Below are 18,690 nucleotides of genomic sequence, written 5' to 3'. Positions count from 1 at the left end.
CGACGTGCCGTGCGTTACGCCACCCTCGACCTGGCCGGTCCTCCGTGGCGGGCCGAACTCAGCAGCCCACGGACCGTGGTCAGCCAGCCGACGGCGACGAAACCGGCGCCCACGAAGAGACCCAGCGAGCCGTTGAGGGGCATCACGATCCCGACCGCGCCGCCGAACACCCAGGACATCTGGAGCAGCGTCTCGGAGCGCGCGAACGCCGACGTACGCACCTGCTCGGGCACGTCCCGCTGGATCAGGGCGTCCAGCGACAGCTTGGCGAGGGCCTGCGCGAACCCGGCGGCCGCCGCCAGGCACGCCACCAGGAACGCCCCGAAGAAGATGGCCGCCGTGATCGCCACCCCGAGCACGAACGCCACCACCGTCACGATGATGATCTCCGGCGCCTTCGACTGCAGCCACGCCCCGACCGCCGTACCGAGCGCGTTGCCGGTCCCCGCCGCGACCCCGACCACGCCGAGCGACACCGCGGCGCTCTCACCGGTCAGCGGATGCTCCCGCAGCAGGAAGGCCAGGAAGAAGATCAGGAAGCCGGAGAGGCAGCGCAGGGCGGCGTTCGCGCCGAGGGCGTGGGTGACCGCGATACCGACCGTGCGCAGCCCGGGCCGCTTGACCGGCTTCAGGTGCGGCCCGTGCAGATGAGCCTCGTCCGCGGCGAGCAGCGCCACGTCCTCGCCCTTGGCGGAGTCCACCTTCGACGGCAGGGAGAAGGACAGGAACGTCCCCGCGACGAAGATGACGAAGGCGCCGTAGAGCGGCCAGCGCGGCCCGATCGCCTGGAGCCCCGCCGCGATCGGCGCGGCGATCCCGGTCGCCAGGAGACCGCCCAGAGTGACCCGGGAGTTCGCCTTCACCAGGGAGAACTTGGGTGGCAGCAGTCGGGGCACCACGGCACTTCGCACCACGCCGTACGCCTTCGACGCGACCAGCACGCAGAGCGCCGCCGGATACATCTCGATGCTGCCGGTGATCACCGCGCCGGACAGGACGAGTGCGAGCAGCGCCCGGGCGAGCATCGCGCCCGCCATCGCCGCGCGGCGGCCGTGCGGGAGACGGTCGAGGAGCGGACCGATCACCGGGGCGAGGATCGTGAACGGCGCCATGGTGATCGCGAGGTACAGCGCGACACGGCCCCGCGCCTCGTCGGTGGGGACGGAGAAGAACACGGTGGAGGCGAGCGCGACGGTGATCATCACATCCCCGGCGCCGTTCACACCGTGAAGTTCGATCAGCTTGCCGAGCCCGGACTCGCCGGCCCCGTGCGCGTGGGTCACCTTGCGGATGCCGCGGGCGGGGCCGGTCACCGGAAGGTGCAGGGCACGGCCGATCGCGCGGAGAGAGCCGCCCACACGGCCCGATCCGTTGCCTCGACTGATCCCCCTGATCCCTTTGGACCCACCGATCCCGGTGGCACCTTGGGGCGTCTTCGCGGCTGCCACCCCGTCATAGTGCCCCGAGAAAGCCCCACGTAGTGCAGTTACCGCGCGTATGGACGCGCACTTCTGACGGTGAACAGTCCCGTCGGTGTAGGCCAACCGGCGACGAACAGGTAGCGTGCGTATCTCAGCCATCCCGCAGAATGGGTGGTACAGGTGCGCCCGAGCGTGAGCGGGCGTGGACGTTGACGCGGTCCCCGGGTCCGCTCCGTCCGCCCCGTCGCCGACAGGCAGACGCACCCGAGAGACGGCGTAGGAGAGAAGCGATACCTGTGAGCGCAGCGACCACGCGAAGCCGCACCCCCGACCGCCTGTGCGCCGAGGCCGTCGACCTCGCCCGCGCCGCCGCCGAGGAGGCCGCCGCGCCCGGCGTGGTCGGCGAGCACTCGGGTCTGGTGTCCGAGGGTGACCGCGTGGTCACGCACTTCTTCGAGTGCAAGGAACTCGGGTACCGGGGCTGGCGTTGGGCCGTCACGGTCGCCCGCGCCTCCCGAGCGAAGATCGTCACGCTGGACGAGGTGGTCCTGCTGCCGGGGCCGGACGCCCTCCTGGCGCCGGAGTGGGTGCCGTGGAGCGAGCGCCTGCGGCCGGGCGACATGGGTCCGGGCGACCTGCTCCCGACGGACGCCGAGGACCTGCGTCTGGAGCCCGGCTACTCCGGCGACGACGAGCCGCTGCCCAACGCGCCCGTCTCGGAGGAGCTGACCGAGCTGGCCGAGGCGGAGGACGCCGAGGTCACCGCGGGCGCACCGGCCGGTCTTCCGGCCGTCCCCGCGCGCGGTTCCATCGCCGCGGTCGCCGAGGAGCTCGGCATGCGGCGGGCCCGGGTGCTGTCCCGGTACGGCCTGCACATCGCGGCCGACCGCTGGGAGGAGGCGCACGGCGCGAAGACCCCGATGGCTCAGGCGGCGCCCGCGCCCTGCGTGAGCTGCGGGTTCCTCGTGCCGGTCGGAGGGTCCCTGGGGCAGGCCTTCGGAGTCTGCGCGAACGAGTTCTCCCCGGCCGACGGCCGCCTGGTGTCCCTGGCCTACGGCTGCGGCGGCCACTCGGAGGCAGCGGTCATGCCGACGCCGCCCCGGCCGGCTCCGCCGGTGATCGACGAGACGACGGTGGACCCGTTCCCGCTGCGTCCGGCCGCGGACTCGGGGTCCGTGCCGGGGGCCTTCGACGAGGACGCGGCGGAGTTGGGGCATTCGTAGGGGGTCTGCGGACTCCGTATTCCGGGTGTGGCCGGGCGGCGGCGCCGCCCCGGGCCCCCGCCTACGGCTGCTCGTCCGTGGAGATCTCGTCGAAGATCTCTTCTGTGGACGGTGTGGTGATGGCTCGGTCGAGCCATCGTCCCAGCGTGTCCAGATCGCCGCAGGACGTGATGCGCTCGCGGTCGGCGTCCGAGACGTCCAGGCCACGGCGGTCCAGGATCCGCAGGATGTCCTCGGCGCGGCCTTGGGCGCGGCCTTCGTCCCGGATTTCCTCGGAGAGCCAGGACTTGTAGAAGGAGAGGTCCACGGCCACCAGATTCCTCCAGAGTTCTGCGGCCCGGCGATTGTTGCCGATGCCTTGAGCGGTGAATTCGACGATGGGGTCGGCTACGGCTTGGGGTGCGTCTCGTAGCGCGGCGGTCAGCGCTTTGAGTATTCCATCGACGGCCGGTTCTTTCGCGTGGGCGATGGCGGACAGTGCGGTCAGCGCCAAATCGGCACGGGCCTCGTCCGGATCGGTGATCACGGGCAGGTTGTGCGGGCCCGCCACGAGCGGCCGGAGGACGAGCGCGGGCCACTGGGCGGGCCCGATGGGCACGGGCCGGACGGCCCACTCGGCCGTGGCCCGGTCCTGGCACACGACCAGCAGCAGGGGCGGGATCTTGTACTTGGTGTGCAGGTAGGAGAGGTAGTAGGCCCAGCTGGCGGGCTTGTCGGGATCTTTCTTTCCCTGGGACTCGACGGCCAGCAAGAACGAGTCCGCGCCGTCGCAGTCGAAACGCAGCAGCGTATCCACGCGGCGTTCAACAGGCCGGGCCTCGGTGAGGTCGGTCGGCAGGACCGTGACCGCGGTGGGCGGGGCGAAGGTGAGCCCGAGGGCCCGGGAAACCCCGGTGAACAGCCCCGGGTACTCCTGGAAGATGCGGTGCATCGCCTCGTGCGGCGAGTTGACCATGCGGTTCCTTGTTCTGGGAGAGCGGTCAGAGGTGTGAGGGCGAGAGAACCCGGCAGTCACGGCAGCGGCCGGGGGCGGGGGAGCGGAAGGCCCGGTCGCAGCCGTCGCAGGTCTGGAGGGGGTGCCGGACGGCAGGCGGGGGCGTGGGGGCTCGGAACGGCGGCGGGGGCGGCAGCTGAGCGCTGAGACGGTGGGCCAGGAGGGCGGCTGGGCGGCGCAGGCCCTCGGGGGGCAGGTCCGTGGTCAGGGCGTGGCGTACGGCGGTGGGAGTGACGTCACGCTCCAGCCAGGCGGCGACGCCGGGGGCGAGGTGGGCGGTGTCGCAGGTGGAGAGGAGGAGGCCGGGGTCGTCGCGGTGGAGGCCGGCGAGGAGGTCGGTGGCTGCCTGGAGGAGGGCGGCGGCGGGGAAGGCGGGGCGCGGTACGGCGGGGAGGGGCTTGCTGGAGGTGCGCTTCTTCTGGATGGGCGCGGGAGCGGGTGCGGGACAGTGAGGCTCGTCCTCGCGGTGCCGTCCGGGCTGGTTGCAGGAGACCGTGCGGGTGACGATGCGGCCGTCGGGGACGCGGTGGCGTTCGCGGCGCAGGTAGCCGTGGGTTTCCAGTTCGCGCAGGGCGGCGGCGATCCGGATTGCGCCTTCGGGGAAGCGGGCGGTGAGGGTCTTGATGTCGGCGCGGGCGCCGGTGGGCAGGGACTGGATGTACACGGCCAGTCCGATGGCGAGGCCCGACAGTTCCGGGTGTTGGGCGAGGTGGTTGCCGATCACCGTGAAGCGTGTGGTGTGACGGGTGTTGTCGTGAACCACACCGGAGTGGTGTTTTTTGCCCGCGATACGGGACTGGGCGCGCGAGGGCGCGCTAGGGTTTTGCGTATCCATCGGGAAGCTCCTACTTCCTCGGTGGTCAGGCCCTCGCACTGGGATTGCCGTCCCGGCGGGGGCCGTCGCATGTCTGTGGTTGTGGTGCTGCGTTGCGCCGAGCGTAAGGCAGGCAACCCGTCCCGAATCCAGTCGAGTTGGCGATGTTCACCCGGGCGAGTGAGTCGGCACGGCGGCGGGCGGGAGGGGCGGGGTTTGGTCGGTTTTTTTCACCGTGGTGGTCCTTTCAAAAGGCCGCCCCTCGCACCGGAGGACGGATTCCTGGAGCACGGTGGGAGGGTGATTTCGGCCCACACCGTCTTGCGTGGGCGCGGCCCGGGGGCGACGCCCCAGCGGTCGGCAAGGGCGTCGACGAGCACGAGCCCTCGGCCCGACTCCGCGTCGGGCGCGGGGCGTTGGACGTGCGGGAGGCGGTCGCCGTACGTGTCGCTGACCTCGATTCGTAGGACGTCGGCGACGACGTAGAGCGTGAGCCTGAAGTCGCGACCCGGGACGCGGCCGTGGGTCGCCGCGTTGGCGGCCAGCTCGGCCACGATGTGCACCGCCGGGTCCAAGGGGAGTTCCCAGGCACGGAGTTGCTCAGTGGCGAGGAGAGGGGCGAGGCGAGCGCCGCGTGGTGTGGGTGACAGCAGCACGCTGAAGTTGCGGATAGGGGTGACGAATCGGGCCCCGGGGGCGGCGGTTTCTTGATTCACGTCACTCAGCGTGGCGAGCGTGCCTACCGTGAACAGTGACGACGCGAGTACGTAGGGTGACTGTCCGGAGCTTGTCCGGTCGTGTCCGGGCTGTCGGGACGGTCCGTACGTACGTAGGGCGTCGCTGCACGGTCGTACGACGGAGGGGTGCGGGATGTCGGTGGACGCCGAGACGGAACGGCTCAGGAGCGAGGCGGACGAGCCGGGTGGGAGGTGGATCCGGACGACGACTGGGGTGTGGCGGTCGTGGCCACCGTGGGGCGGCAGTTGCGGCTGCGGCGAGAGGCGGTGGAGATGCGGGCCGCCGACTTCGGGGAGGCCGTCGGGTACGGCGAGGACATGGTTTACAAGATCGAGTGCGGGAAACGGATCCCCCGGCCCGAGTATCTGGACAGGGCGGACGAGGTGTTGAACGCGGGTGGGCTGCTCGCGGCGATGAAGGAGGACGTGCAGAGGGTTCGGTATCCGAAGAAGGTGCGGGACCTTGCGCAGATGGAGGCACGGGCGGTGGAGATCGGGGTGTACGTGTGCAGCAGCATCCCCGGACTGTTGCAGACGCCCGAGCACGCGCGGGCGCTGTTGGAGTGCTGGCAGCCTGCCTATTCACCGGAGGACTTGGAACGTCTGGTAGCCGCCCGCATGGCTCGCCGCTCCGTCTTCGAGCGGTCGCCCGCACCCGCCCTCGGGTGCGTCCTGGAAGAAGCCACGCTGCGTCGCAAGGTTGGAGGCACAATGGTGCGGCGACAGCAGTTCGAACGCCTGCTGGAGGTGGGGCGGTTCAACAGCGCCACGCTTCAGGTGATGCCGATGGACAGTGCGCCCCACCCGGGCATGAGCGGCAGGATTGAAGTGCTGAAGTTCGAGGACGGGACAGCGGTGGCGCGTTCCGATGGCGCGTTCAACGGCCGTCCGACGTCCGATCCGAGGCAGCTCCGCGTCCTTGAGCTGCGCTATGGCACCATCCGGGCCCAGGCTCTTCCACCAGGGGAGTCGCTGGCTCTCATTGAGCAACTGCTGGGAGAGACATGATCCACGAGCCCACCGCCGGTGACGCCCCCGAACTGACGTGGTTCAAGAGCAGCTACAGCGACGGCCCGGACGGTGACTCCTGCGTCGAGATCGCCGCCACCCCCCACACCATCCACGTCCGCGACTCCAAGCACACCGACGGCCCCCGGCTCGCTCTCGCGCCACAGGCCTGGTCGGGCTTCGTGGCGTACGCCTGCGGGGGCTGACACCGGCTGGTCCGCTTCCTTCTCCTCGGTCGGCGGGCGGTACCTTCATCATCACGCCGATGAGGAGAGTGTGACCGTGAGCAAGTTCGTGCGGCCCGCAGCCGAGGGTGCCGATCCGTTCGGGACCGCCCGTCTTCGGCGCGGAGTACTCGACGCCTGGGCCACCAGCCCCGCCCGGTTCCGTGAGGACGCCAACGCCGAGGAGGATCTCGCCCTCGGTGGCTACCGGGACCGGCTCGTCGTGGAGCTCGCGCAGAACGCCGCCGACGCCGCGGCCCGGGCGGGTGTCCCGGGCCGGCTCCGGCTCACCCTCCGCGACGGTGTCCTGGTCGCCGCCAACACCGGCGCCGCCTTGGACGCGGCCGGTGTCGAGTCCCTGGCCACGCTCCGTGCCTCCGCCAAACGCGGCACCGACGAGAACACCATCGGCCGGTTCGGCGTGGGCTTCGCCGCCGTTCTGTCCGTCACCGACGAGCCCGCGGTCGTCGGCCGGCACGGCGGTGTCCGCTGGTCCCTCGCCGAGGCCCGGGAGCGGGCCGCCGACGTCGCCCGGCACAGCCCGGGACTGGGGGACGAGGTCCGCCGGCGGGACGGACACGTGCCCCTGCTGCGGCTCCCGTTCGCCGCCGAGGGCACCGCCCCTGACCCGTACGACACCGCCGTCATCCTGCCGCTGCGCGACCCGGCCGCCGCCGACCTCGCCGAACGCCTGCTGAACAGCGTGGACGACGCCCTGCTGCTGGCCCTGCCGGGGCTGGCGGAGGTCGTGATCGAGAGCGGCGACCACGCCCCGCGCACCCTGAGCCGCCACACCGACGGCGCCTTCACCGTCGTAGCGGACTCGCGGGACGGTACGACCCGGTGGCACACGGCCGCCGCGCACGGCCCGCTCACCCCTGACCTGCTCGCCGACCGCCCCGTGGAGGAGCGACTGCGGCCGCACTGGTCGGTCACCTGGGCCGTGCCCGTCGACGACGACGGCACCCCGGGCCGCCCCCGCACCAGCCCCGTCGTGCACGCTCCCACCCCCAGCGACGAGCCCCTCGGTGTGCCCGCCCTGCTCATCGCGTCCTTCCCGCTGGACACCACCCGGCGGCACGCGGCCCCCGGCCCGCTGACCGACTTCCTGGTGCAGCGCGCGGCGGACGCGTACGCCGAACTCCTCGCCGGCTGGCGGCCGGTGACCGCCGGCATCATCGACCTCGTGCCCGGCCCGCTGGGCAAGGGCGAACTGGACGGGACCCTGCGGCAGGCGATCCTGGAGCGGCTCCCGCGTACCGCCTTCCTGCCGCCCGCCGCGGAGCCCTCGGAACAGGACTCCGACGACGACGCCCTGCCCGAGGCACTGAGGCCCCGCGACGCCGAGGTGGTGGAGGGCGCGGGCGCCGACACCGTGCGCGTCCTCGCCGAGGTGCTGCCCACCATCCTCCCCGCCGGGCTCGAACGACGCGTCGAGCTGCGGACCTTGGGTGTCGCCCGGGTCCCGCTGACGGACGCCGTGGATCGGCTGGCCGGGCTGGAGAAGGACCCGGACTGGTGGCGGCGGCTCTACGACAGCCTCGCCGGGGTCGACCCGGACCGGCTGTCCGGGCTGCCCGTGCCGCTCGCCGACGGGCGGACGACGATCGGGCCCCGGCAGGTCCTGCTGCCCACCTCCGACGGCGCCCCCGTCGACCCGGAGATCCTCGCCCGTCTCGGCCTCAAGGTCGCCCACCCGGACGCCGCCCACCCCCTCCTGGAGAAGCTCGGCGCCCTGCCCGCGACCCCGCGCGCGGTGCTCACCACCCCGCAGGTGCGGGCCGCCGTCGCCGCTTCCCTCGACGACGAGGGCGGGCTGGACTGGGAGCAGGACGCGCCCGGCGCCGAGGAGCTGGCCGACACGGTCCTCGCGCTGGTACGGGACGCGGGTCTGGAGCCCGGCGACGAACCCTGGCTCGGCGCCCTCGCGCTGCCCGACGAGGACGGTGAACTGGCTCCCGCGGGCGAGCTCGTACTGCCCGGCAGCCCCTTCCACCAGGTCATGCGTGAGGACGAACTCGCGACCGTGGAGGCTGAGTTGGCCGACAAGTGGGGTCACCAGCCGCTGGCCGCCTGCGGGGTGCTCGCCACCTTCGCCCTCGTCCGCGCCACCGACGTCGTCCTGGACCCCGACGAACTGGAGCCCCGCGAAGGGGACTTCGCCCAACCCGACGACCCCGGCCTGCTGGACGCCGTGGACGTGTGGTGCGAGGACATCCTCGACCGGTTCCCGGACACGCCCGTACCGCCGGTCGCCACGGAGCTGGTCGCCGTACGGGACCTGGACCTGGTGGACGAGGACAAATGGCCCCGGGCCCTGGCTCTGCTGTCGCAACCCCCGCTGCGTGACGCTCTCGTCCAACCCGTGCGGATCCTGCTCCCCGACGGCACGCACGAGGTCGTACGGCCGTACACGGCTTGGTGGTTGCGCGGAAACCCCGTCCTTGACGGGCGCCGCCCCGCCGGCCTCCTGGCCGCCGGCGGCGACCCCCTCCTGCGCGGCCTCTACGACGAGGCCGACGCGACGGGCTTTGACGACGAACAGGTACTGCGGGCGCTGGGCGTTCGCACGTCGGTCTCCGCCCTGCTCGACGAGCCCGGCGGTGCCGCCGAACTGCTGCACCGCCTCGCCGACCCGGACCGCGAGGTCACCGGCGCCCAACTGCACGCCCTCTACAGCGCCCTGGCCGACCTGGACCCCGAGCAGGTGACCCTCCCGGACGAGTTGCGTGCCGTGGTCGACGGACGGGTCCAGGTCGTGGACGCCGCCGACGCCGTGGTCGTCGACTCACCCGACCTGCTGCCCTTCACAGGCGGCGTTCCACTCCTGCCCGTACGCCCGGCGCGGGCCGCCGAGTTGGCGGAACTCCTGCAGGTGCGACGCCTGAGCGAGTCCGTCACGGGCGAGGTCGACTCCGAGGGCACCGAGCACGACGTCCCGGAGCCGGTACGGGTCCTGCTGGGCGCGCGCACCCCCTCGACCTACGTCGAACACGAGGAACTCTTCGTCAACGGGGTCGAGTTGGACTGGCGCCTGACGACGGACGGCACCCTGCACGCGGCGACCGTGGAGGGCGTGGCAGCCGGGCTCGCCTGGGCTGCGGGGCAGTGGCCCCGACGGTTCGAGGTGGCGGCGTTGCTGGAGGACCCGTCGCGGACGGGGGAGTTGGCGCGGGACCGGTGGTTCGACTGAGCCTGGCCGGATGAGGGGGACGGCCGCCCCGCCGGAAGGTTCCGGTGAGGCGGCCTTCTTGCACGGCCCCTCCGGTCAGTCCTCCGACCACATGCCGCGCGCGTAGGTGTCGTGCTCGTTCAGAAGACCCGCTTCGCGCTCGGGAACGCGGGCGATCGAGCCTCCCCCCTTCTCCAGCATCACGATCGAGGAGACCAGCAGGCCTCGCATCAGGTCGTGCATGATGAAGCTGCTTGTGGAGCAGTAGGCGTCGTACATGCCCTGGGTGAAAGCACGAAATACCTGCAAGTCGACGTCGGCGCCTCCGCGCTCGTTGGGTGTCAGTCCCGTGGGCAGCCCGAGTAGCTCACCAGCGCCGTGCGCGAGTGACAGGTACAGGCGTCCACTGTGGTAGCCCGCATCCCAGAGGGTCCTGGTCCGGTCGGCCGTCTCGAATTCGTAGCTCAGTGATCCCACCTCACCCTGATGTCCTCGTGCGGGTACTTCTCTCTCAAATACTGGACCCGGGCCTCCACCGCCGCCCTGAACCGTGGATCGATGTTCGCATGCGTGTAGCGGAACCCGATTGGCGCGTTCGCGTAGCAGCACTGGGGCAACTGCGCACGAGCCAGCAGGTACTTTTTGAACTTTCCGTCGATGTTTTTGAGGATCCAGTCGTCGTCGGCGTAGAATGTTTCTTTCAGTTCCCAGAGTACGTCGTCGTCGAATTGGTCGATGTCGGTGATCAGATTTCCGGTCTCGGGATCATAGACCTTGTATTCTTCTTCCCCTTCGAGGCAACCCTTCCCGGATCCCTTCGCTGACACCTTCTTGATCGTCAGGTTTTTCCTGCCGGACACGATGCGGCAGCCGCGCTTCAGCAGCTTCAGCTCGTCGTACACCCGGTCCAGAGCCTTCAGCTTGCCGCTGAACAGGGCGTCCACCGCGACGCCCCTGCAGTGCTCGAGGTCCTTGTGCTGCAGGCACTTCTCGAACTCGCCCAGCCCCAGGAAGTCCTTCTCCGTTTTCCAGAGGCCCTCCATGGCATCGCCGAATTCCTTGCCGTGGCGGAGGAGTGCGCAGTAGATGTCGGACTGTTGGCACCAGCGGGCGAAACCCACCGCGTCGCACGGGACGAGCGCCTGCTGGCAGCGGTACAGCTCCGCGGCGTCTGGAGCCCCGTCGTTCTTGGCCTTCTCCTTGGCCGCGACGGCGGCCTTGCGCCGCGCCTCTTCCTCCTCCCGGTACTTGGTGACTGCGATCGCGAACGTCTCGGTGGCTGCTTTGAGCGCGGCTTCGGCGTCCTTGCCGGCCGCTACCGCCGACTTCCGTGCTTCGTCGGCGTAGTAAGCAGCGTTGGACGCGGAGGCCTGGGCCGCCTCCGAGGAGAGAGTGGCATCGGCTGCGGACTTTGCTGCACGTGACGCGGAGGCGTCCGCGCGGTTCGCGGCCTCGCGTGCCGTCCTTGCGGATGTCGCTGCCTCCGCCGCGGACGCCTCGGCGTCCTTGGCGTACTGGTCAGCCTGCTTGGCGTAGTTCTGCGCCTTTGTCGCGGACTCGTCGGCCTTCTTCGCCCACTCCTTGGCCTCGGCGGCAGCCTTGCGAGCGGTGGCGGCCACCTTCTGGGCTGTCGCGGCGTTCTGCTGGGCGGTAGCCGCGATCTTCGCCGCGTCCGAGATCAGCTTCCGGACCTGGGCCACGTGGGTGGCGGCCAGATGGTCCTTTCGCTGGGCCTTGTACTGGCCGGAGACGATGAAGGCGTGCAGAGCCTGAGGCGAACCTTCCAGGGCGATCCGAGCAGCCGCCTTCACCTCGGGGCTGCCGCTGTCGACCACCTGAGCGGCCCTGACCCGCTCGTCCTGGGTCCGTGCGCTGTGCTGCGTCCTGACCAGGAACTCGCTGAATTTCTTCGGGTTGCCCGTGGCGAGGGCAGTTCGGCCGGCTTCGGTGAGGACGGGTCCGGCGTCGGAGAGAACCCGCGCTATGGCGATGCGCATGCCTTCGGAGGCTGCCTGGTACTGCCCATTGTCGACGAACGCGGTGATGGTGGCTGCGTCACCGTCGAGGGCGGACTCGGCCGCGTCGCGCACGGCCTTGCTGTCGCTCTCCTCGGCGAGCCGCTCGACGTAGGAGCGCTCGTCCTGCTGCTTTGCGGTCGTCCAGCCGTTGCGCAGGTAATCGACGACGACTTCATCAGGTCCGCCGAGTGCCGACTCGGCTGCGGCACGGCCCCACGCCGTGCCGTTCTTCATCACCCGGACGGCCAGGTCGCGGCCTTGGTCGGCGACGGCCGTGAGGTCGGCGGCGGGCTTCGCGGCTTCGGCCACCAACCGGTCACGTTCGGTGTCCTGGTCCTTGGTGCCTTTCTCCTGCTCTGCCAGCGTGGCGGTGCGGGCGGCATCCGATGCCTTGTCGTCCCTGGCCAGCTCGATGGCCTGGTTCGTACGGCTGACCAGTTCCGCGCTCTCGACTTCACGGGCGAGCGTGTAGATGTCCTGTGCTGTGGTTACGGCGGTGGTGGCCACGTTCGCTGCCGCAGTGGCCGCATTGGCGTGTTCCGTCGACTTGGTCGCGGCCTGGCCAGCCTCCCCGGCGTGCTCAGCGGCGTCCAGGGCCGCGTCGCCGGCGTTCTTCGCATGCGTGGCCGCCGACCTCGCGGCGTCCCTGGCTTCGCGGGCAGCCGTCGCGGCCTTGCGGGCAAGTGCTTCGGCTGAGGCCGCGGCGCGGTTGGCCTCGGCGGCGTGGCGTTTGGTGGCCTCGGCGGCAGCGCGTGCCTCGGCGGCCGCCGCGCTCGACTGACCAGCGTAGTTGCCAGCCTCGACTGCGGCGTTGGCGGCGGCGTTGGCATTGACGCCGGCACTCGCTGCCGAGTGGGCTGCATCGCCCGCCGCGTCGGCTGCCTTCGACGCCTGGTCGGCGGCGTCGGCCGCCAGGTTGGCACCCTTTGCAGCCTTTTGCGCCTCCTCGGCCGCGGTTCGCGCGGCGTTCGCGTTCTTGGCATCCACCGCGGCGTCGGCGGCGGCACCGCGGGCACGGGAGGCGGCCTGGGAGGCGCCTGCTGCGGCCGCGGCAGCCTGGGAAGCCGCGTTGGCGGCTACGCGCGCCGAGTTGTTGGCGGCGCTCGCCGCGTCGATTGCCCGTTGGGCCGAGGCGGCGGCCTGGGAAGCCGCGGTGGCAGCCCGCTTGGCGGCCCGGGCGGCCTTGTCGGTGTCGTTCTTGGCTGCCTTTGCCTCCGCCTCGGCCTCCAGCGCCGCCTCCTTGGCGAGCTGCGAGGCCTTCACCGCCTTGGCGGACTCGGTCTCGGCGGCCTTGGTCTCCTTGGCGGCCTGCCGTCCGGCTTCCTTGGCCTGCTCGGCGAGCTCGGCGACGGTTGCGTGTTCCTGGTCCTTCGCGCGGGCGACGAACTGGCCGGTCTCCAAGAACTCCCGGATGTCCGCCGCGTTGCCGTTCAGCGCGATGCGGCCGGCCGCGCGCACATTGGGGCCACCCACGCTGACGATTTGGACGAGCTGCACCCGCTCGTCCTGCTCGCGCTGGACGTACTGGCCCTCGGTGAGGAACTTCCGGAGGTCGTCGGATGTGCCGTTCAGCGCGGCCCGTCCGGCGTCCTGGACGTTGGGCCCGCCAGCGTCGACGACTTGCGCCACCCGGAGCCGGTTGTCCTGTTCCATCGGGTCTTCCCAGCCGTCGTCCAGGAAGTCGTGTAGAGCCTCTGGGGTTCCCGCCAGTGCTGTGCGAGCGGCAGTCAGAAGCTCCGGGCCGCCGACGGAGGCAAGCTGAGCGGCGCTCACCCGTTCATCCTGGAAGGCCAGGCTGTCCACGGCCGCCAGGAACGTCTGCACGTCGGAGTCGTTGCCGGTCAGTGCCGCCTCGGCGGCCGCTTTGACGCCGGGGCCGCCCTCTTTCCAGTAGTCCACGACCAGGCCACGCTCGGCGGTGGTGACATTCGCCTGGGCCGTGACCTGGGCGCGATCCCCCGTAGCCCCGGCAGCCGAGGCCGGTGGCGAGCCCAGCAGGCCGACCGCGAGGGCCAGAGGCAGCAAACTCAGCGCTGTTCTGCGTAACAAGCGTGTCGCTTTCCCAGCGGTATCGAGCTGGTCAGTTCTTCGATTCACAGGGCACCTGTCTCAGTAATCGGCGACGTATCCAAAGTGTGTCGCCGAATAAGGAGGGGTGAGCATAACCGCTGAGATCTCCACCTGAGAATCAGGTATTCGGCCCATCGGGAGAAGCGGGCGGCAGGGTGAGCGGCTGGGCGAAATGCCCGATTGATCTTTCTTTGTGGCCAGTTGGTCAGGGAAGGTTTCGGTCATGGCGTGAAGAAAGCGTGTTGACGATCAGGTGGGCCCGTGTCTACGGTGTGTCCCGCCTTTGTGTTCGCTTTGCCTGTGGCCTCGCATTTCCAAGCGCATTCACGAGCATTTAGAGGCCCTAAAACCTCGCTTGAAGGGACTTTTTCGGTGCCGTTTCGTGCCCGAAGCTTCGCCATGTCCGGAATTTTGGCGTCCATGATCGCTGCGGTAGGCGTATCCGCCGCCTTCGCCGACGATCCGGCCCAGGCGCCCGCATCCGCGGCACCGCCAATCGCAGTCGAAGATTACGGTTATCCGGGAGCCGACAAAATCCTGGCCGAAAAGGGAATCAAGCTGAAGAAGGGAGACGGGCGCATCCTGCTGGCCGAGTGCGACCAGACCGCTCAGCAGATCCGGGTGCTGACCGTCGAGGACGCCGCCGCGGGCCGCGCAGGGACCTACTGCTTCAAGGCCCTTGGCGACACCGGCCGCCTCACGCTGGAACTCCCCAGGGTCTTCGCCGTGGAGGCCGCGGACCACCCGATACAGGCCGACCTCACGGCCAACGGCGAGACCACCAAGGTCTCTGTCGCCAAAGGCGGGTGGGAGTCCGTCGGTGAAGGAACCGTCGGGGGCGCCAAGTCTGTGCTCGTCGAACTTCTTGTGACCGGTTGATCTGCTCAGCCATCCATGACCCATGTCCCGTGCGCCATGCGACGCGCGGATTCTCACCGTTCTTCGCATACGCGGAGAGCAAGATACTTTGATGCGAGGAAACGTGACTAACGCTCGTCCGCACGGGGCGCGCATGGCATGGGCCGTCGGCTTCGCGGTGACCGGCCTCACGGCCGGCCTGGTGGCCGCGCCCCCGGCCCAATCCGTTGTCGGTGACCAAGTCGCGGACAACACCCACGAGTTCGCGGTAAAGCTGCACATCGGCTGGGGCTCCGACAGCGAACGAAGCTGCTCGGGCACGCTGGTCGATCAGCAGTGGGTGCTCACTGCCGCCAGTTGTTTCGCGGCTGATCCTCAGCAGGGCTTCAAGATTGCTGCGGGAGAGCCCCCAAGCACGACCTTGGTGACCATTGACGGCAACAGGGCCCCTCTGTCGGCGCTCAAGAAGCAGCAGGTCCAGGAGTTGGTACCGCACGCGAGCCGCGATCTGGTGATGGCGCGTCTCGATGACCAGACGACGTTTCAGGACCCCCTTGACGGTCCGTTCCCCAACATTTCCGTGGCGACGGCGGCCACCACCCCGTCGGCTCAGGGTGACCAACTCATGGCTGTCGGGTTCGGACGCACCAAGGACGAATGGGTGCCAAGTCGAGCCCACGCAGGTTCTTTCGGCGTGGACACGGTGAACGCCGCGACCCTGGAGATTTCCCCAAGTGAGGCTGGTGCGGCCCTTTGTAAGGGGGACGCTGGTGCCCCCGTGCTCAACGCCGCCGGACGCGTGGCCGGAGTGGTCACCGCCGCCTGGGACGCAGGCTGTTTCAATTCCGCTGAGACACGCATGGGGGCCGTGGCAACTCGCGTCGACGACATCGCGGAGTGGGTGCAGCGGGTCCGGCTAACCTCTCGTAAGGACCACATCACCGACGTCATGACGTCGGCAGACTTCAATGATGACGGGCGGACGGATGTAGCGTCCCTCATGGCGAACGGCAGCCTGCAGGTCTTCTACGGCAGTCCAGACGGCACGCTCGAATTTGGGCGACCGCTGAGTGTTCTCGGCTGGAGCACGCACAAAAAGATCATCGCTGGCGACTTTGATGCCGCATCGGGCCCAGAAGTGATCGGTGTCGACGGTGCCGACGGGGATCTCCTCCTGGGGAAGCGGCGCGCCTTGCCAATGAACCGGGAGATATGGACGTACGAGGCGCTCTGGAGGGACGCCACATGGAAAGACGGTCTCCCTGTCGCCGCCCTCGGGACCGGAACAGCCGGACGCGACACACTGCTGTTCCAATGGCCCGACGGATCCCTCTACACGTACAAGAGGGACGCCAACGGCAAGTTGGTCAACCAGAAGCAGTCGAAGTGGCCGGACAAGACGTGGAAGAAGAAGCACATCGCCACGGGCGACTTCAACGGGGATGGCCGGGACGACATCGCCGCAGTCGCCGCTGACGGAGCACTGCACCTCTACCCCGGCAAGACCGACGGCACCTTCGACAAGGCGCGCTCGATGTGGCCCGACAAGTCTTGGACAACCACTCGCCCCGTCATGGGCGGTGACTTCAACGGAGACGGCAAGGCCGACCTCGCCGCCGTGCAGGCCAACGGCGACCTGCGCTGGTTCGCAGGTGACGGCAAGGGAGGACTGGCCGTCGGCAAGAGCATGTGGCCGAAGGTCTGAATGGCTTCACGCATCGGGCAAGGGCCGGTTCCGGGTTTCCCGGGCCCGTCCCTTCCGATCCGTCCGTCTCGGTCGCGACCGGGCACTTCGCAAAGTGCCCGCACTTCTCACGCAATCCACATCTGTCCGTACAACCATTCGCATCCATCGAGTATCTGATCACATGAGCCAACAGGCTCCACGATCACTTGGGCTCCGCGCTTCGACGAGTCGTAGCGAACGACCACTGCCGGAGCCCCGTCTCCACTAAGGAACACATGCGTATTCGTGCCACCGTGGGTGCCGTCTCCGGCGCCCTGGCCCTCTCCGCCCTCGCCGTGCCGGCCGCGCAGGCCGCAGAGCCGAAGGCTCCCGCGAACATCGCCGCGGCCTCCGAGGCCGCACACTCGACCGTCGGCAGGTCGACGTTTGCCGCCGCGGCCGTCGGCACGCCGTACGACCTCAATGCCACCTTTTCCGCCGTCAAGGTGAACAACGCCAAGAACATCGTTGTCGGCACCACCAAGGTCGTGAAGGTGCCTGTCTCGTTCACGCTGACCCACGGTGCGGACGTCAATATCCAGGCCGCCGACTTCTTCGCGGGGGTCGAGCTGTACCGGGGCGCGTCGTTCTACGACTCGGAGTGGTGGTTCGACAGCAACGACGCGAAGTGCACCAACTCCTCGGCCACCGTGGCCAAGTGCACCGCCACCGTCGAGGTCGACCCGCTGGTGCTCATGAACGCGGACGCCGGTTCATGGAAGGCCGCCGCCTTCGCGGTCGCCTACAACGGTGAGGACCCGGAGAACGGGAACCTGGACAATGTCGGTGTCGCCGTGAAGGACCCGACCAACTCCTTCAAGCTCCAGCGCCTGTCGAAGCAGACGGTCAACGCCTCCCCCGAGCCGGTGAAGAAGGGCAAGACCATCACCGTCGCGGGCAAGCTGTCCCGGGCCAACTGGGAGGACGGCAAGTACCACGGCTACACCGGCCAGTCAGTGAAGCTGCAGTTCCGCAAGAAGAACGCCAGCACCTACACCACCGTCAAGACCATCAAGTCGAACTCCACGGGCAACCTGAGCACCACCGTGAAGGCGACGGTCGACGGCTACTTCCGCTACAGCTTCGCGGGCACCTCGACGACCCCGGCGGTCAACGCCACGGGTGACTACGTCGACGTGCGATAGGCGATGGTGATCGGCGCCGAGCGATAGGCGCCGTGCGTCAGACGATGTGACGTAGGGAGAGGGCGTCGGCGGAGCTTCCGTCGGCGCCCTTCCTGCTCGCCGGGGTGAACCTTTCGCATCTGCCACGCATCTGACTACGTGACTGAACAGGCTCCACGGGAACGACCACCTGCGGAGCCCTTTTCCACGTGGGGGATCAGCATGCGTATACGCGCCACCGTGGCCGCCGTCTCCGGCGCCCTCGCTCTTTCCGCGTTCGTCGTCCCGGCCGCGCAGGCCGACGACGCTTCGTCCAGCCCTTCCTACCGTGCGCGCGCCGAGCAGGCGTTGTCGCACATCAACTCGTCCGGCTCGGGCAGAACCGCGTTCCGGGCCGTTGCCGCTCCACCCGCCCCCGACGTCAGCTTCTCGAACTTCAAGATCGCCAAGGCGATCAAGGTCGGGACCAGCGGCAGTGTTTCCGTGGCGGCCACCTACACGCTGACCCATGGCGCCGACATCGACATCACCTCCGAGGACTTCGCCAACGGCCCCATCCTGTACAAGGGTTCGTCGGTCGACGAGGCGAGGAACATGCTCTTCGGTGAGTACCCGGCCACCTGCACCGCCACCTCGGCGACGACAGCCGACTGCAAGGGCGTCATCGAGATCGACCGGAGCGAGGACTGGCTGGCCAACTCCGACGCCGGCACCTGGTCGGGAGGCGGGCTGGCCCTCACGTACAGCACCCGCGGCGAGAAGGTGCAGGGCGACCTCGGCAAGACCCTGCTCCAGCGCACCTCCAAGCTGACGGTCAACGCCTCGCCGGAGCCGGTGAAGAAGGGCAAGACCATCACCGCCACGGGCAAGCTGTCCCGCGCGAACTGGGAGGACGGCAAGTACCACGGCTACACCGGCCAGTCGGTGAAGCTGCAGTTCCGCAAGGCGGGCTCCAGCACGTACACCACCGTCAAGACCATCAAGACGAACTCCACGGGCAACCTGAGCACCACCGTGAAGGCGTCGGTCGACGGCTACTTCCGCTACAGCTTCGCGGGCACCTCGACGACCCCGGCGGTCAACGCCGCGGGGGACTATGTCGACGTGACGTCGTAACCAGCGACGAAAGCGATGGCAGCGACAGAACGCCGGCCTCCTGACCTTCTTCTGAGGCCGGTGTTCCGCTTTCGTCATGCGGAAGCCAAGCGTTGCCCATGCAGCGGCCAAAACAAGCCGAGTGGCTACAACCCCACCGGCCCTTCGTGGATCTGATCGCCTGGGTCAACAGACTCCTAGATCAC

General features: G+C 69.4%; 13 protein-coding genes and 1 pseudogene. 8 read left to right on the top strand and 6 right to left on the bottom strand.

Annotation, left to right across the window (positions count from 1 at the left end; genetic code table 11):
* Positions 1-14 precede the first annotated feature (14 nt).
* On the bottom strand, positions 15-1,448 hold the full coding sequence (locus OHA64_RS21660; RefSeq protein WP_405615498.1) for an MFS transporter: 1,434 nt from the start codon (positions 1,446-1,448) through the stop codon (positions 15-17).
* 269 nt (positions 1,449-1,717) lie between these two features.
* On the opposite strand from OHA64_RS21660, the gene OHA64_RS21655 reads away from it, so the two are divergent.
* On the top strand, positions 1,718-2,644 hold the full coding sequence (locus OHA64_RS21655; RefSeq protein ID WP_405615496.1) for a DUF3027 domain-containing protein: 927 nt from the start codon (positions 1,718-1,720) through the stop codon (positions 2,642-2,644).
* A gap of 61 nt (positions 2,645-2,705) precedes the next feature.
* On the opposite strand, the gene OHA64_RS21650 is transcribed toward OHA64_RS21655, so the two are convergent.
* The 3 genes from OHA64_RS21650 to OHA64_RS21640 all read right to left on the bottom strand — a co-directional run bounded on the left by OHA64_RS21650 (position 2,706) and on the right by OHA64_RS21640 (position 5,168).
* Entirely contained in the window at positions 2,706-3,599 is an 894-nt protein-coding gene (locus tag OHA64_RS21650; RefSeq protein ID WP_405615494.1) for a hypothetical protein, read from the bottom strand.
* A 25-nt stretch (positions 3,600-3,624) separates the two neighbouring features.
* Positions 3,625-4,473, bottom strand: a complete 849-nt coding sequence (locus OHA64_RS21645; RefSeq protein WP_405615491.1) for a helix-turn-helix domain-containing protein — start codon at positions 4,471-4,473, stop codon at positions 3,625-3,627.
* A gap of 209 nt (positions 4,474-4,682) precedes the next feature.
* The gene (locus OHA64_RS21640; RefSeq protein ID WP_405615489.1) at positions 4,683-5,168 is read right to left on the bottom strand and encodes an ATP-binding protein; all 486 of its coding nucleotides are present in this window, start codon (positions 5,166-5,168) and stop codon (positions 4,683-4,685) included.
* A 154-nt stretch (positions 5,169-5,322) separates the two neighbouring features.
* On the opposite strand from OHA64_RS21640, the pseudogene OHA64_RS21635 reads away from it, so the two are divergent.
* The 3 genes and pseudogenes from OHA64_RS21635 to OHA64_RS21625 all read left to right on the top strand — a co-directional run bounded on the left by OHA64_RS21635 (position 5,323) and on the right by OHA64_RS21625 (position 9,614).
* A pseudogene (locus OHA64_RS21635) lies at positions 5,323-6,197 on the top strand (helix-turn-helix domain-containing protein).
* A complete protein-coding gene (locus OHA64_RS21630; protein ID WP_405615487.1) occupies positions 6,194-6,403 on the top strand; it encodes a DUF397 domain-containing protein in 210 nt (69 codons plus the stop codon). Before OHA64_RS21635 ends, OHA64_RS21630 begins: the two are co-directional and overlap by 4 nt.
* 76 nt (positions 6,404-6,479) lie before the next feature.
* Positions 6,480-9,614 carry a sacsin N-terminal ATP-binding-like domain-containing protein gene (locus tag OHA64_RS21625; protein ID WP_405615484.1) on the top strand — a complete coding sequence of 1,045 codons (3,135 nt, stop codon included), beginning with the start codon at positions 6,480-6,482 and terminating at the stop codon, positions 9,612-9,614.
* 75 nt (positions 9,615-9,689) lie between these two features.
* Here OHA64_RS21625 and OHA64_RS21620 read toward each other — a convergent pair whose 3' ends face one another.
* Together OHA64_RS21620 and OHA64_RS21615 are read right to left on the bottom strand one after the other, a co-directional pair.
* Positions 9,690-10,070 carry a DUF6086 family protein gene (locus OHA64_RS21620; RefSeq protein WP_405615482.1) on the bottom strand — a complete coding sequence of 127 codons (381 nt, stop codon included), beginning with the start codon at positions 10,068-10,070 and terminating at the stop codon, positions 9,690-9,692.
* Entirely contained in the window at positions 10,058-13,636 is a 3,579-nt protein-coding gene (locus tag OHA64_RS21615; RefSeq protein WP_405615480.1) for an ALF repeat-containing protein, read from the bottom strand. Before OHA64_RS21615 ends, OHA64_RS21620 begins: the two co-directional genes overlap by 13 nt.
* Positions 13,637-14,053: 417 nt before the next feature.
* Here OHA64_RS21615 and OHA64_RS21610 point away from each other — a divergent pair, with 417 nt between their 5' ends.
* The 4 genes from OHA64_RS21610 (at position 14,054) to OHA64_RS21595 (ending at position 18,505) form a co-directional block, all read left to right on the top strand.
* Complete coding sequence (locus OHA64_RS21610; protein ID WP_405615478.1) at positions 14,054-14,560, top strand: hypothetical protein; 507 nt, start codon at positions 14,054-14,056, stop codon at positions 14,558-14,560.
* Between the two features lie 133 nt (positions 14,561-14,693).
* Positions 14,694-16,244, top strand: a complete 1,551-nt coding sequence (locus OHA64_RS21605) for an FG-GAP-like repeat-containing protein (RefSeq protein ID WP_405615476.1) — start codon at positions 14,694-14,696, stop codon at positions 16,242-16,244.
* Between the two features lie 257 nt (positions 16,245-16,501).
* Entirely contained in the window at positions 16,502-17,410 is a 909-nt protein-coding gene (locus tag OHA64_RS21600; RefSeq protein WP_405615474.1) for a hypothetical protein, read from the top strand.
* A 201-nt stretch (positions 17,411-17,611) separates the two neighbouring features.
* Positions 17,612-18,505 (top strand): hypothetical protein, encoded by an 894-nt coding sequence (locus OHA64_RS21595; RefSeq protein ID WP_405615472.1) that lies wholly within the window; start codon positions 17,612-17,614, stop codon positions 18,503-18,505.
* Positions 18,506-18,690 lie beyond the last annotated feature (185 nt).

This window comes from Streptomyces sp. NBC_00076 (assembly GCF_045041235.1).
GTDB lineage: Bacteria > Actinomycetota > Actinomycetes > Streptomycetales > Streptomycetaceae > Streptomyces.
The sequence above is the reverse complement of the archived record's forward strand: the minus strand, read 5'-3'. Positions and strand labels throughout refer to the sequence as shown.